Annotated in this window: 11 protein-coding genes; 3 read left to right on the top strand and 8 right to left on the bottom strand. The window is 73.1% G+C overall.

All coding sequences use genetic code 11. The annotated features are described in order from the left end of the window. Window positions 1-14: 14 nt before the first annotated feature. The 7 genes from POL72_RS39020 to POL72_RS38990 form a co-directional block, all read right to left on the bottom strand. Window positions 15-3722 (bottom strand): response regulator, encoded by a 3708-nt coding sequence (locus tag POL72_RS39020; RefSeq protein WP_272101939.1) that lies wholly within the window; start codon window positions 3720-3722, stop codon window positions 15-17. A 121-nt stretch (window positions 3723-3843) separates the two neighbouring features. Then, window positions 3844-4935 (bottom strand): isocitrate/isopropylmalate dehydrogenase family protein, encoded by a 1092-nt coding sequence (locus tag POL72_RS39015; RefSeq protein WP_272101938.1) that lies wholly within the window; start codon window positions 4933-4935, stop codon window positions 3844-3846. 15 nt (window positions 4936-4950) lie between these two features. Further along, window positions 4951-6063, bottom strand: a complete 1113-nt coding sequence (gene ald / locus POL72_RS39010; RefSeq protein WP_272101937.1) for an alanine dehydrogenase — start codon at window positions 6061-6063, stop codon at window positions 4951-4953. Window positions 6064-6219: 156 nt separating this feature from the next. Beyond that, window positions 6220-7860, bottom strand: coding sequence for a DUF4388 domain-containing protein (locus POL72_RS39005; RefSeq protein WP_272101936.1), 1641 nt, complete (start codon window positions 7858-7860; stop codon window positions 6220-6222). A 31-nt stretch (window positions 7861-7891) separates the two neighbouring features. Further along, window positions 7892-9778 (bottom strand): diguanylate cyclase domain-containing protein, encoded by a 1887-nt coding sequence (locus POL72_RS51420; RefSeq protein WP_272101935.1) that lies wholly within the window; start codon window positions 9776-9778, stop codon window positions 7892-7894. Then, window positions 9775-10572, bottom strand: a complete 798-nt coding sequence (dapF, locus tag POL72_RS38995) for a diaminopimelate epimerase (protein WP_272101934.1) — start codon at window positions 10570-10572, stop codon at window positions 9775-9777. Before dapF ends, POL72_RS51420 begins: the two co-directional genes overlap by 4 nt. Further along, a complete protein-coding gene (locus tag POL72_RS38990; RefSeq protein ID WP_272101933.1) occupies window positions 10569-10907 on the bottom strand; it encodes a DUF167 domain-containing protein in 339 nt (112 codons plus the stop codon). Before POL72_RS38990 ends, dapF begins: the two co-directional genes overlap by 4 nt. 259 nt (window positions 10908-11166) lie before the next feature. Here POL72_RS38990 and POL72_RS38985 point away from each other — a divergent pair, with 259 nt between their 5' ends. Then, a complete protein-coding gene (locus tag POL72_RS38985; RefSeq protein ID WP_272101932.1) occupies window positions 11167-11922 on the top strand; it encodes a hypothetical protein in 756 nt (251 codons plus the stop codon). A gap of 35 nt (window positions 11923-11957) precedes the next feature. Here the strand turns inward: POL72_RS38985 and POL72_RS38980 are convergent, their stop codons facing one another. Next, complete coding sequence (locus POL72_RS38980; protein ID WP_272101931.1) at window positions 11958-12572, bottom strand: hypothetical protein; 615 nt, start codon at window positions 12570-12572, stop codon at window positions 11958-11960. Window positions 12573-12793: 221 nt separating this feature from the next. Here POL72_RS38980 and POL72_RS38975 point away from each other — a divergent pair, with 221 nt between their 5' ends. Then, on the top strand, window positions 12794-13108 hold the full coding sequence (locus POL72_RS38975) for a cell division protein ZapA (RefSeq protein WP_272101930.1): 315 nt from the start codon (window positions 12794-12796) through the stop codon (window positions 13106-13108). 65 nt (window positions 13109-13173) lie between these two features. Continuing rightward, window positions 13174-14340, top strand: a complete 1167-nt coding sequence (locus tag POL72_RS38970; protein WP_272101929.1) for an aminotransferase class I/II-fold pyridoxal phosphate-dependent enzyme — start codon at window positions 13174-13176, stop codon at window positions 14338-14340. Window positions 14341-14376: the final 36 nt, after the last annotated feature.

Below are 14376 nucleotides of genomic sequence, written 5' to 3'. Positions count from 1 at the left end.
CGCTCGCGGCGCGCTCAGCGGCGCCACGGCGGCGCGACGCGGAGCCGGGTGAGGCGGCCGGCCTTGACGACCGCGAACCGCACCCGCTCCTCGTCCCGGAGCTTCGCCCGGATCTCGTAGGCGCCGTCCTTGGGCGCGAGCGGCAGCTTGACGCTGCCGGTGCCGACCTTCCGGCCGTCGACGAAGAGCGTGTCGCCCGCGCCGGCGATCACCTCCAGCATGCCCTGCCCCTCGGGCACCTTGTGCTCGGCGGCCAGCGGCAGCGTCTCGGGGAGCACCGGGTTGGCCGTCGTCTCGCCGATCGGCCCGGCGGCAGCCGCGGCCGGCGTGGCGGCGACCGCCGCCGCGACCACGCTCGACGAGCCGGCGGCGGCAGGCGCGGCAGCGCCGGCCGGGGCAGCGGTCGCGGGCTCTGCGGCTGCCGGGCCCGGCTGCTCTGGGGGCGGCGGAGCGCCCTGCAGCTCGTGATCGCGCGACAACCGCGCGGCCACCGCGAAGACGAACGCCGCCACCGCGAAGAGGACCCACATCGTCGTGCGGTTGTCGCGGGCGGGCGGCTGCGGCGTCGGCACGTAGGCCGACGGCCGGCGCACGCGGCGCGGCGTGGGCGACTCGTCGAGGGCGGGCGCCGGAGCGGGGGCCGCGAGCCGCGCGGCGGGCGGCGCCGCGGGGACCTTGAGCGCCGCGGGCGCCGGCTCCTCGACGACGGGCGGCGGTGGGAGCGAGCCCAGCGTCAGCAGCCGCTCGGGCTTCGGGTACTCCAGCGCGGGCAGCGTGGCCTCCGGCCTGCGGGGCGCGGGCGCCACGCCGGGCACGGCCGGCGTCACGCCCGCCAGCGCAGCGGCCTCCATTTGGGGGCTCCGCGCCGCGCGCACGCTGACCACATCGCCTCGAACCTCGGCGAGATCGCTCGGAACCCGCGCGCTGACCAGCGCGCTGGCGAGATCGCTCGGAACCCGCGCGCTGACCAGCGCGCTGGCGAGCGCGCTCGCCTCCTCCTCGGGCGCGCTCGCGAACGCCGTGTCCTCGTCCTCGCCGTCCACGGACAGCACGGGGATAGACATGGCCGAGCCCGGCCCCGACACCGCCGAGCTCGGCGCCGCCGAGCCGCGCGCCGGCATGGCCGATCTCGGCGCCACCGAGCCGGGCACCACCGTGAGCTGGTCGTCGGTGAGCTCGACCGACGCGCGCGACGACGCTGCGGCGACGTCGCCGGCGAGCTCCGCCGGCAGCGCCACGACCGGGGCGGCCCGCTCCGGGAGGCGCCGCACGCCGCGGAGCGTCTCCTCCTCGTAGGCCACGGCGGGGGCGAGCAGGTCGTCTCCCTCGCGGCCGATCACCCGACGCACGCCGCCGCGCGCCGCGACGTCGTTCAGCACGTCCTCGACGAGGCTCGCGGCGAACTCCCCCGAGGTGATGACCGATCGCGGCGACGTCCCCCGGGCGAGCGCCCTCAGGAGCGAGCGCGCCGGCTCGGGCGTCGCGTCGGCGGTCGCGCCCATCCCCTCCAGGTCGAGGACGACGCGCTCGACCTGCATCAACGGCGGCCCGTGGAACAGCCGCTGGGCGGCCCGGGCCGCCGCGATCGCGGGCAGGAGCTGCTCCGCGAGCGTCCCCTCGAACCCGGGGCGCGGCGGCGCGGCGAGCTCGCTCTCCGGCGCGGGCGCCACGACGAAGCGGCCGGAGCCGACGCCGAGGAGCGCCGCGAGCACCGAGGGGCCGCGGTGGAACGTCCCGTCCTGCGCCGTCCGCGTCGCGCCGGCGGGGCGGCCGTCCTTGAGCAGCACCTCGTACAGGAACGCGGCGTCCCGGACCGACACGAGCGCGTCGGGCCGGCGCGCGCACGAGAGCGACAGCAGCGTCCGCGTCGTCATGCCGTCGAGCCGCCCGCGGACCTCTCCGCCCGTCGCGATGCGCTCCGCGACGCGCCGCCTGCCCCGCAGGACCTCGTGCACCCGCTGCACGAACGCCGCGGCGCTCTCCTCCTTGCGGAGGTAGCCGTCGGCCTGGGCGCCGAGCTCGCGGAGCCGCTGGAGCAGGTCCTCCTTCCAGGAGAGCAGGATGACCGGCACGTCGCGCAGCGCGACGTCGCGCTTGAGCGCACGGCAGAGGGCGAAGCCGTCGAGCCGCGGCATCAGCACGTCGCTCACGACAAGGTCCGGCGTCGTCTGGTACGCGAGGTCGAGCGCCCGCGCGCCGTCGTGCGCCTCGTGCACGTTCGCGCCCGCGGCCCGGAGCACGCCGGCGAGGAACCACGTCACCGCCGGATCGTCGTCCGCCACAACGATGTCGAGGGCGTCGAGCGCCGCGTCGCCCGGCGCCGCGCTCGACGCGCTGATCGTGCGCGCCGGCGACTTCGCGCGGATCTCGCTGTGCAGCCGCGAGCGCTCGCCCTCGGGCGTGCTCGGCGCGATCATCCACGGGGCGAGCGGCAGCGCGCCCTCCGGCCCGTTCGGCGAGAAGCGCACGCCGCCCTGCGAGCGGATCGTCACGAGATCGCGGATGCGCGCCACCGCGCCCCAGAGCGCCGCGAGGACCTCCGCGCCGTCGCCGAGATCCACGTGCGCCCCGCGGCTCCTCGGCTCGGCGGCGTCGCAGAGGCCGCGGCGCAGCTCCGCGGCGAGGCGCGCCCCGAGCTCGTCGAGGTTGACGGCCCCGAACGGTCCGCGCACGGCGCGCGAGGCTTCAGCGCGCACGCAGGCCGCCGCTGCTTCCGCGGCGGCGCGCCGGAGCGCGTCCGGCGACACGGGCTTCGGCAGCGCGCGCGCGGCGCCGAGCGCCAGGTACGGGGCCGCGTCCTCCGGCCGCGCGAAGCGGCCGACGGCGACGACGGGGACCAGGTCGGTCAGCGGATCGGCGGCCAGCGCCTCCGCGAGCCCGCGCGCGCCCGGCATGTCCGCGTCGAGCAGGACCAGATCCGGCGCAAAGGCCCGGGCGAGATCGATGGCCGTCTCCACGTCGTCGGTCCGCTCCACCTCGAACGACGGCCCGGCGTCGGCGCTCGCCGCGTCGAGCGCCTCGGCGAGCGGCGCGGCGCCCACGACGAGGACCGTGATCGGCGCGTCGATCGACGCGGCCGGCGCGGCCTCCGGCGCCTCGGCGGGGGGCGCCTGCTCCACGCCGCGCGTCGAGGACGCGCGCGCTTCCTCTTCATCGTCGAGCGAGAGCGGCTCGGGGGCGAGCGCGCGGCCGTTGCTCACGCCCGCGATCCACGTCGTGGCCTGGCCCTTGGCCGCGGCCGCGTCCGTGGCTTTCGGCCGCGCGCCGGCGCCGCGGGCGTTCGGCGGATCCGCGGCAGCGCGCGCGCGGGGCGGCGCCGACGCCTGCTCGATCGGCTCGGCGGCGCGCGGCGCCTGCTCGCCCATGGCCGACTGCCCCCAGGCCAGGGCGGGCAGCTCCTCGAGCAGCTTCCGCAGGGCCGCCGCGGCCTCGCCGCTGAGCCGCGCGCCGTTCGCGGCGGCGAGCTGCGACTCCCCTTCGGCGAGCCGCTCGGCGACGCGCGCGAAGCGCAGGAGGCGCGCCCCCGCGCCGAGCGAGTGCAGGCGCCGCTTCAGCTCCTCGACGAGCCGCGGCGCATCCCCGTCTGCCTCGATCCGCCGGACCATCTCGCGGAGCTCCGCCACGCGGCGACCCAGGTTCGCCACGAACTCGGCGCGCGCTCCGCCCAGCCGCTCGTGCCGAGACTCGCTCGCTGCATTGCTGCGCGGCCCCGCGTGCTCCACTGCCCTCGATCCTACGCCCATTGGCGGTCCCGTATCACAGGAGGATCGGACACCCGAACTTCTCGGCGATCGAGCCCCCGCGCCCGTGGCTTCCGGCCGCGCGCGGGCGCCCCGGGTCACCTCACGGCGGTCCCAGCTCGGCGGCGATCTGCTCCCGGACCCATGCGCCGGCAGCGCGTGTGCCGAGCGTGCCGCCCACATCGACCGTGCACATCCCCTTGTCGAGCGCCTGGGAGACCCAGCGCTCGATGCGGCGCTCTTCCTCGGGCCACCCGAGGTGAGCGAGCAGCAGCCCCGCGGTGAGCATCGCCGCGAACGGGTTCGCGACGTCCTTGCCGGCGAGCGGCGGCGCCGACCCGTGCACCGGCTCGAACAGCGCGACGCGCCCCGGATCGGACGCGTGCACGTTCGCGCTCGCCGCCATGCCGAGCCCCCCCTGCAGCGCCGCGCCGAGGTCGGTCACGATGTCGCCGAACAGGTTGTTCGTCACGATCACCTGGAACTGCGCGGGATCCTGGATGACGTACAGGCAGAGGGCGTCCACGTAGACGTGGTTCGACTGGATCTCCGGGTACTGGGCGCGCACCTCGTGGAAGACGCGCAGCCAGAGCTCGTGCGCGTGCCGCATCGCGTTCGACTTGTCCGCCATCGTGACCCGCGTCCGGCCGTTCGCTCGCGCGTAGTCGAAGGCCGCGCGGATGATCCGCTCGACGCCCTTCCTCGTATTTACGTCCTCGTTGATCGCGACCTCGTCGGGGGTGCCGCGTTTGAACTGCCCGCCCATCCCGACGTAGATCCCCTCGGTGTTCTCGCGGAACACGACGAAGTCGATGTCCTTCGCCGTGCGGCCTTTGAGCGGCACCAGCCGGTCCGACAGCGCGCGGACGGGCCTCACGTTGGCGTAGAGGTCGTAGCCGAAGCGCATGCCGAAGAGGATGTCGCGCGCGTGCTCCAGGTTGGGCACGCGGGGATCACCCAGGGCGCCGAGGAGCACCGCCGAGCACTCGCGCTGGATGGCGATCTGGATCTGGTTGGGAAAGGTCGTCCCGTCGCGCAGGTACCGATCGGCGCCGAGATCGAGCTCCCAGAGGTCGATCGGCAGCCCTGCTCGCGCCTGATAGAGCTCGAGCAGCAGCTTCGCCTCGTCGATGACGGACGGGCCGATGCCGTCACCACCGATAATCGCTATTTTCTTGTTTTTTCTGGCTGCCACGAGATCGCGCTCCCGTCAGCCGAGCGCGCGTTCGACCGGCACGTACTCCAGCCGGTGGGCCGCCGCGACGGGGCCGTAGGTCACGTGGCCGCCGTGGGTATTGATCCCGAGGGCCACGGCCCTGTCGGCCTTGGCCGCGGCGACGATGCCCTGGTTGGCGATCGCCACCGCGTAGCCGATCGTCGTGTTCGTGAGCGCCCAGGTGCTCGTGTGCGAGACCGCGCCTGGCATGTTGGCGACGCAGTAGTGAACGACCCCGTGCACCTCGTAGGTCGGGTTGTCGTGCGTCGTCGGGCGGCATGTCGCGATGCACCCCCCCTGATCCACGGCGACGTCGACGACGACCGTCCCCTTCTCCATGCGTCGGATGAGCTCTTCGGTCACGAGCTGGGGCGCCTTGGCGCCGGGCACGAGCACCGCGCCGATCACGAGATCGGCGCGCTCGCACATCGTCTCGATGTTCTCCGCGTTGGAGTAGAGCGTCTCGATCGCGCCGCCGAACACGTCTTCGAGGTAGCTCATCGTCTCGGCGCGGACATCGAGCACGGTGACCTGCGCCCCCATCCCGACCGCGATGGTCGCTGCGTTCCGGCCGACCACGCCGCCGCCCAGGATCGCCACGCGGCCGCGCCGCGTCCCCGGCACGCCGCCGAGGAGCACGCCCTTGCCGCCCCGCTCCTTCTCCAGGCACGAGGCGCCGACCTGAACGGCCATCCTGCCGGCCACCTCGCTCATGGGCCGCAGCAGCGGCAGCGAGCCGTCCTCGAGCTGGATGGTCTCGTACGCGACGCCGGTCACGCCTCGCTTGGCGAGCTCCCGGGTGAGATCCGGCTCGGCGGCCAGGTGCAAGTAGGTATAGAGGAGGAGACCCGGGCGAAAGTGGCCGTACTCGGCGGGGAGCGGCTCCTTCACCTTCACAACCATGTCGGCGCTCCACGCTTCTGCTGCCGACCTCGCGATGAGCGCGCCCGCGCGTGCGTAGGCTTCGTCGGAGAGCCCGCTGCCTTCGCCGGCGCCGGTCTCCACGAGGACCTTGTGCCCGTGCCCGACCAGGGCCCGGACTCCCGCGGGCGTCATGCCGACGCGGTACTCACGTGTCTTGATCTCTTTGGGGACTCCGATAAGCACGATCGCGCTCCTCTCCTCGCCGGACTGCTGAAGCGAGGCGTGTGCGACGATAGCAGAAACCTGTTCTCGCAACGCCGTGAGCCGCCGAGTCGAACGCCGGTTTCCGAGGTGAGAAACCCGGAAGATCCGTTCTAAAGCGACGTTTTCGTCGGCCGGTCACACGCCCGCGGCGGCTTCGAGCGCGGCGCGGACGAGCAGCGTGATCTGTCCCGGTGAGGCGAGATCGAGCGGCCCCATCATGGCCTCTGCGTCGAGCAGCAAGAGCTCCAGCGCTTCGCAGTGCGCCGCCAGCGCGTCCTCCCCGCCATCGCCGAGCCGGACGACCGCGGCCGCGCCGTGCAGGGCGAGCGGCCAGGCCGGCGAGAAGCTCTCCTCGATGGGGAGGCCGACCAGGGCGAGCTCGACGGCGTCGCCGAGCCGGATCACGCCGAGCGGCCTTGGGATCGCCGCCTGCGGCGGAGGCTCGGCGGGGACGACGGCGTCTCCGATGCGGCGGACCGCATGAGAGAGCGTCGCCATACGGCGCGTGCTCGCGGCGATGACGAGGTGAGGCGGCGGCGCGAAGCCCGGCCGGGCCAGGCGGGTCACGAGGGACCGGAGGACCGGAAGGTGCTCCGACGGCGCGAACGGCGTCGTGAGGTCGGCGAGCGAGATGCGGCGGATCTTCCCGGAGGCCGTCAGCTCCATCAGGACCTCGAGGATCAGGAGATCCGGCCCGCTGATCTCGTCGAGCAGCTCGTCGAGGTTGTGCGGCATCTGGAGCAGCGCCGTCAGCTTCTCGGCCACGGCGGTGCGCTCCGCGGGCTCCCCGAGGGGCGCCGGCGGCGACGTCGTCGGGGTGCGGAGCGCGTCGAGCCGGAACGCGGCCGGCTCGGCCGCGCGGAGCGTGGGCGGCGGCGGCATCGACCCGACGCGGTTGCCCTTCACGTCGCTCGCCGGCATCGGCGCGGCGGTGAAGTCGGGCACCGAGCTCATGGCGTTCGCCAGGGGTGCGGCGCTCGCTCGGTCCGCCGCGGCGCTGTCGCCGAAGGTCGCGTCGACGCTGAACGTCTCGTGGTCCGGGAGCGGTGACAGGTCGAGATCGTCGCTCGCGGGCTCGGTCACCAGGAAGGCCTCACCGGCCGGCGCGAGCTCGGCTCGCCGGCGCTGGACCTCGTCGACCTGGCGGAGCGCTTCCATCAAGAGACGCGAGGTCGGCGCCATGATGCGGCGCGCGCTCGCCGGTTCGCCGGGCGAGAACGCGAAGTGTCCGTCCCGCTCTCCGAGCAGCCGATAAAGCGCCTTCTCGCCCTCGAGGCGGCGGTAGACGGCATCGATCACCTCCCCTGCCGAGAGCCGGAGCTCCGCTGCCCCGGTCGGCGTGGTGATGCCGAGGGTGCCGCTCCGGCGGTTCATGGCGAGCAGCTGGAGCAGGTCGACGAGCGGGGCCTGCTCGAGATCGCCACGGATCTCCTGCGGCACCGTCGGCTTGGAGCCGCGCGGCGACGCCTCGGTGATCCGCGAGACGATGTGATCGACGTCGCCGCGCAGGACCTCGTCGAAGCTCGGATCGCCCTCGGCGCCGTCGACGAGGAAGAGGATGGGGGTATCGGCGAGGTCGGGGACGGCGGCGAACGCGTCCGCGAGCGCGTTGTCCTCGTCGAGCGCCCTGGCGGCGAGCACGACGTCGGGCCGGCGCTTGAACGCCTGCTCCACGGCCTCGAACGCGCCGTTCGCGTTGGTCACGGTGAGACCACGCGCCCTGAGCGCCGACGCGAGCGCGCCGAGCGCGTCCACGTCCGAATCAACCAACAGCACCCTGCGAGACACTGGATCGGCGCCCTCCGAGTCAGCCGAAGACCCGCAACCCGGCCGCGCGGCCAAGCCGCTCCGCGAGGAAGTCCGCGAGCAGCGGATCGGCGGCGTGGATACCCTTCACGAAGCCCCCCTGGTTACGCCCGATCAGGGCATACGCGCCGTGCTCCGCGAGGACACAGAGCGCCTCGATGTCGTCGCACCCAGGCGAGGAGCGGAGATCGACGGTGTGCACCACCACGTCGTCGCGCGGCGAGGCCAGCAGCGCCTTGACCTGCGCTCCCAGGCTCAGCCCGTCGTGGTGAGCGACCAGCACGAACACCGCGCCCCCGCGGAGCGCGTTCCTGACGACCGACGTCGCGAGCAGGATCGTATCGGACACCGACAGATCGAGCGCGCGGGGCGCCGAGATCGCGGAAGCTCCACCGGGCGCGGGGGACTCCCGGAAGAGGAGGTTGATGATCTCGCCCATGCTCCGCCGATCCTGAGGGATGCGATGGACGATCGAGGACTTGGTGGCGTCGGCCCGCCGCCGGGCGATGCGGAGCAGCTGAGCGAGGCTCTGGCCGTCATGGGGGAACGTGGCGACGCCGACGAGCAGCCCCTTCGGAAGGTACCCGGCCCGCTTCTCGCTCTCGGCGACGTTGGAGAGCATCCGTCGATGGCAGGCGTGAGCCTCCAGGGCGGCCGTCTCCGGCATCAGCAGGTGGAACTCGTTCTCATCGACGCGGGCCAGGATGTCGGTGTCGCGCACGGCGCGGAGCAGGTGCTCGACAACCTGACCCGGGTTGTGCGTGTTGGCAGGGGGCGCCGGCGTGATCCTCCAGAAGGCGAGGTCGCCTGGGCGCTCCGGTGCGGCTGCCGCGTCAGGCTCGATCACGATGGTCGCGATCGTGAACCGGCGGCCGTACCGCCTGGCCTTGTCGATCTCCCGGCCGGCGACATCGACGTAGTAGGCGAACGAGTAAGCGCTCGACGCCGGATCCTTCATCGCTGCGCCGCCCGTCGAGCGCTCGCGTTCGCCGAGGAGGGCGAGCGCCGTCGTCGCCTGCGTGGCGAGGAGCTTGACCAGGCCGTCGAGGAGGGGGGCGCGCCGCGGGGTCGAGGCGGCGCTGTCCGGGCGCCTGACCGAAGGGAACGCGGAGCTGCGGCCAGGCTCCTTCTGGAGAAGGAGGTGCCCTGCGGCGAGCTTGCGGAGAGCCAGCGGGACGACGATGAGCTGCTCGCGCCGGGCGAAATCGAGGATGTCGGTCTCGGTCCCGTAGGCGGGCGCGCGCTCGAGCGGCCCCATCGCCGCGGAGCGGACCAGCTCGCTGGAGCGCTCTCCGGCGGTCAGGTACACGGCGGCTGCCGCCGCGCCCGTCGCCTCGACGAACACCTCGGCGAGCTGCTGGGCCGCCGCCGTGCGGTCGCGCGCGTCGGCGAGCTCGGCCAAGCGGGCGATCCACCCGGCCGCGCGCGCGCTGCGCGCGGATTCCTGCTCGAGCTGCATCCGGAGAGCCCGCTCGGCGAAGCGCAGGCGCACCGAGCCGACCGCGTTCAGCACCTCGTCCCCGCCGAGGGGCAGCAGGAAGAGCCCGGCGCCGCCGAGCGCGACCGCATGGGCGCCCGCCTCGAGCTCCGCCCTCGTCGCCAGCGCGAAGACGGTGGCCTCGGACGCGAGGGCCTTCAGGTGGTGGACCATGGCGAGGCCGGCCCCGTCCCCGAGCCCGACGTCGATGAAGGCGATGTCGGGCGCGGCGGTCTCGGCAAGGACGATCCCCTCGGCGAGATCGCCGGCGAGCAGCAGCTCATCGGACGTGATGACGCGCGAGAACAGCGTGCGCGTCGCCTCGTCGGCGATGACGGCGAGCACCTTGAGCGAGAACTCGTGGGCCGGCGCCCGGCCAGGACTCCAGACCCCCTCGAGCGAGGCGGTCACGCGATCACCACCTCGCCCGAGAACGCCCGGCGCGCCGGGCCTTGCATGAGCAGCTCCAGGGATCCGGGCGCGACGGTGATACGCAGCGAGCCGCCCGGCAGCGCCAGGCGGAGCGGTGCTCCGTACGGCGCGCGGCCCTGCGCGCACGCCGCGGCCGCTGCGGCGCAGGCGCCCGTGCCGCACGCGAGCGTGCGGCCCACGCCGCGCTCCCAGACGGTCACGTCGATGCGCGCTGCCTCGCCGTGCTCGGCAGGTCGAACGCGGCAAAACTCGACGTTGACGCCTTCGGCGGGCGTGGTCGCGACGATCGGCCCGAGCTCATCGATCGCGTCCTCCGTGTAGGGATCGAACGTCACCGCGTGCGGGTTGCCGACGTCGACGGTGGCGAACCGGTGCTCCGCGCCGAGCGCCGTGACGACGAGCGTCTCGCCCATGCGGGCCCGGCCCATGCCGACGAGCACGTCGAAGCGATCGCCCGCCCGTGTGACCTCGCACCGCTTGTCGCCGGCGTCGGTCGCGATGGTGAGCGCCTTCTGAGGGGTGCCGCGGGAGACGAGATAAGCCGCGACGCAGCGGATCCCGTTGCCGCACATCTCGGGGCGGCTCCCGTCGGCGTTCCAGACCTGCATGCGCGGCTGCTCGCGATCGATCACGAGCACGCCGTCGGCGCCGATGCCGAACCGCCTGTCGCAGAGGCGCCGCGCCGCCTCGGCGGTCATCGGGACCGCCTCGACCAGGATGAAGTCGTTGCCAAGACCTTCCCACTTCTCGAACCGGACGACGTTTTCCTTCATCGCTTCGCCCCGGCGAGCCGCTTTCGCGCCTCGGCTTCCTTGAGCCCGCGGACGGCGACGACCTTGCTCCTGCCGCTCGCGCCGAGGGCGATCTGGACATCGCTCTGGCGCACGTCGAGCGCGCGCGAGAGCAGCTTGACGAGCTCCGCGTTGGCGGCGCCATCCACGGGCGGCGCGGTCAACGACACGTCGAGCGCGCCCTCGCGCACCCCGACGATGGCCGAGCGCGACGACTTCGGACGCACCTGGACCGAGATGCGGACGCCTTCGGCGCGCTCGGTGATCGCGAGGCGACTCCACTCGCCGACGGCGCCGCTCTCCTCGGGTTTGCTCATCTGGCCGGCGGCATCGTAGCGTATCTGGAGCTCACGCGTGGTTCCCGCGAGGCGGGGTGATGTCGCTCTTCGGGCGGCGACGGCCATCGCGAATTTGCCGGTCGGCGGCCTGACCCGCTACTCTTTTCGCCCCGGCCGTGGGTCGGCTCGCGCAGTACGATCCGGCAGGTCGACTTGCATCGGCGGCTCTCATTGTTCGCTGCTGATGTTCATTTCCGCGGTGGAGGCGTTGGACATGACTGATGAAGGAGAAGGGTCCGTGAACGCAACGCCCAGCCTCGCGAGGAGGTTGTGCGCGCTCGCGCTGCTCGCGACGTCGGGTGGCCTGCTCGGGCCTGCGTGCGCCGACAACGAGAGCAGCCTGTTCATCCGCATGCGGATGGCAGAGACGGGAGACTGCACCGTGAGCTGCGGTCCCAGCGAACCGTTCTGGACCGAGGACGCGGTGGACTCGGCCTATGCGGGCAGCCACAGCGCGATGCTCCTGGTGGGCAACCAGATCGTAGAGCGCGGCGACCCGGACGTCCTCCGCACGGAGACGTCCCGCGTCCAGCTCTACGAGGCCGAGGTCCGCGTCGCCGACATCGAGGGCAACGACGTGACGCCGGGATACGTCGTTCCGATCACCGGCGCGGTCGACCCGAGCACGTCCGGCGACCCCGGCTACAACTGCACCGAGGTCCTCCTGATCGACGGCGCCACGATGGACACCTTGCGCGTGCAGGCCGCGCAGCTCCGGCGCGACATCCAGGTGTGGGCGACGGTGGTGTTGCGCGGCAGGACGCTGGGTGGCCAGGAGGTCGAGACCAAGGAGTGGACCTACCCCGTCAGGGTCTGCTTCGCCTGCAGCCGATGCGTCGACACGTCGCCGCCGGACTGCTGCTCCAGCTCCGCGAACGAGGAGTGCGAGGACGCCAAGGAGCTCGAGGGTGCCTGCCCTGGCGCCCGGGGTCCTCAGGACTGTCGCGACCTCGGTCAGCCCTGCGCCGATCACATCGCAAGCTTCGGCCTGTAGAGGCGCTCCCCAGCAGGCGCCGGATCGAGGCGCCTTCAGGGCGCCGGTTTGGCGCGGCGCACCGGGGCTGCCTCGGGTGACGGCCCTTTCGCAGCCTCGAAGAGGTAGACGAACGGGAGGGCGAGCAGCGCGAGATCGAGCTGCGCCGCGAGGACGACGGCGGTCTCCTTCGAGCCGCCGAGCCCGAACCGCACCTGGGCGAGCAGCCCTGTGCTCATCCCGTAGCGCGAGTGGAAGTTGTAGCTGCGTCCGCCCCAGAAGATGGCGGCGGCGATCCCTGGCTCCACGCCACGGGCGTCGCCGCTCCACCGGCCGTAGGCGCCGGTGGACAGGACCAGGGGGAACGTGTCGTGGATGGGCGCGAGCACGGAGACCCCAGCGCCGGTCTGGATCTCATCGAACGCGTGGGTGAGCACCTCGGCGTAGGGACCGACGCCGAAGTCGGCGTTGGCAGCGCGACCGAACAGGACATCTCCGCGCAGTCCGACGTGGAAGACCGTGGAGTCCCACAGCTGCCGATCGAGGCCAACGCCGGCGAGGCCGACGGTGACGCCGGCGCTCGCCTGGGGCTCGGCGCGGGCTGTGCCGTGGAGGAGAAGGGCTCCGAGGAGCGCGGCAACCAAGGCAGCTGGGCGGCCCGCGGTGGCCATGATGGAGCCATGCTACAGGGCGCTGGCGGGGAGCGCGCCTGAATTCTGCGGCGCAGAGCCTGCGCCCTGCGTGAGGATGGCCTGAGTTCGTTTTTGGTGCGTCGCGTGTGTCCCGTCCGTCGCATCCGTCGCGGGTGAGTCGCTCCGTTCGCACCGCGCAGCCCGCCCTGCGCGCCCGCTGGCGTTCATGGTAGCGTCCGGGGGCAATGGCGCGCCGCACAGTGCAGCTACGGGTAGGAGGTCAGACCTACCGCGTGGTGACGTCCGCGAGCGACGAGGAGCTCCAGCGGCTCGCCGCGGTCGTCGATCAGAAGCTCGCTACCGTTGTGCCCGCCGGCCGTGCCGTGACCCCCCAGGCCATGTTGCTCGCCGCCATCGCGCTCGCGCACGATCTCGAGCAGGAGCGGACCCGGGCGTCGGCGATCGCAGGGCGCGCGCGGGACGCATTTGGCCGTATCCTGCAGCGGGTCGACGCGGTCCTCGGCGCCGGTCCGGAGTCGCCCTCGTCCAGCGGAGCGAACGACAGCACGCGCTGAGCTGGAGTGCCCATACATGGCGGGGCGGTCCTGCCGATCGGCCCCTGCCACTGACTGGAGATGGCATGCCCGCACCCATGGATGAAGCTTTCCAGGCCCTCAACCCCGCGCCTGGAGGCGTGAACGCCCTTCGCCATCTCCAGGACGAGCTCTCCGAGATGGAGCGTGCCGGCCTACTGCGCACGCCTCCAGCGGCCCCGGCTCCAGCGCGAATGCTGGTCCTGTGCTCCAACGACTACCTCGGCTACGCCGGGCTCGCCTTGCCTTCCGAGGTCGGAACCGCGAGCGGTGCGGGGGCGTCCCGCCTGGTGAGCGGGACCCACGAGGCCCATCTGATGGCCGAGAGGGAGATCGCCGCCTGGTTGAGCGTGGAGGCGGCGCTGCTGTTCTCCTCAGGGTATGCGGCCAACGTCGGCACCGTCGCCGCGCTGGCCAGGCCGGGGGATGTCGTCGTGTCGGACGCGCTGAACCACGCGTCGCTCATCGACGGATGCCGTCTCTCGGGAGCGACGGTCGAGGTCGTGGGCCATGTCGACGTGGAGGCGGTCGAGAGCGCTCTCGTGCGGGCCAGGGGCGCCCGCCGCCGGTGGGTGGTGACCGAATCGCTCTTCAGCATGGATGGCGACACCCCCGACCTCCGCCGCCTGCGTGAGCTCTGCGATCGCCACGATGCCGCGTTGATCGTGGACGAGGCGCACGCCCTGGGTGTCTTCGGACCGCGCGGCGCTGGCCTCTGCGCCGAGGTCGGGGTTCGCCCCGACGTGCTCATCGGCACGCTCGGCAAGTCGCTCGGACTCCACGGCGCCTTCGTGGCGGGCTCCTCGACGTTGCGAACTTACCTGTGGAACCGTGCCAGGAGCTTCGTTTACTCGACAGGCATCAGCCCGGTGGTGGCGCTCGCTGCAGCGGAGCGGGTCCGCCGCGCCGCCGCGGACGACCCGGCTCGGGCGCGCCTGGCGCTGCTCACCCGCCGGCTTCGCTCCGGTCTGCAGGCGCTGGGGGCCGAGCTGCTTCCTGCCTCCTCGGGCCCGATCCTCCCGTGGATTCTGAAGTCGACGGGGGCCGCGGTGGAGATGTCTCGACGCCTCGCGAGCGAGGGCGTCCTCGTCCAGGCGATCCGGCCGCCGACGGTGCCGGCGGGCACGTCGCGGCTCCGTATCGTGGCGAACGCGTCGCTCTCCGAGTCGGACGTCGAGCGTGCCCTCGCAGGGTTCCGGGAGGCGATACGATGAGGGGGCATCCTGTTTCACGTGAAACAGGACGGATCC

This window comes from Sorangium aterium, from assembly GCF_028368935.1.
Taxonomy (GTDB): domain Bacteria; phylum Myxococcota_A; class Polyangia; order Polyangiales; family Polyangiaceae; genus Sorangium; species Sorangium atrum.
This window is presented reverse-complemented; position numbering and strand designations above follow the sequence as displayed.

Bases quoted from the DNA above. Each gene is read 5' to 3' on its own strand.
- dapF (WP_272101934.1), bottom strand. From the start codon at position 10,572: ATGAAGGAAAACGTCGTCCGGTTCGAGAAGTGGGAAGGTCTTGGCAAC.
- POL72_RS38990 (WP_272101933.1), bottom strand. From the start codon at position 10,907: ATGAGCAAACCCGAGGAGAGCGGCGCCGTCGGCGAGTGGAGTCGCCTC.
- POL72_RS38980 (WP_272101931.1), bottom strand. From the start codon at position 12,572: ATGGCCACCGCGGGCCGCCCAGCTGCCTTGGTTGCCGCGCTCCTCGGA.
- POL72_RS38970 (WP_272101929.1), top strand. From the start codon at position 13,174: ATGCCCGCACCCATGGATGAAGCTTTCCAGGCCCTCAACCCCGCGCCT.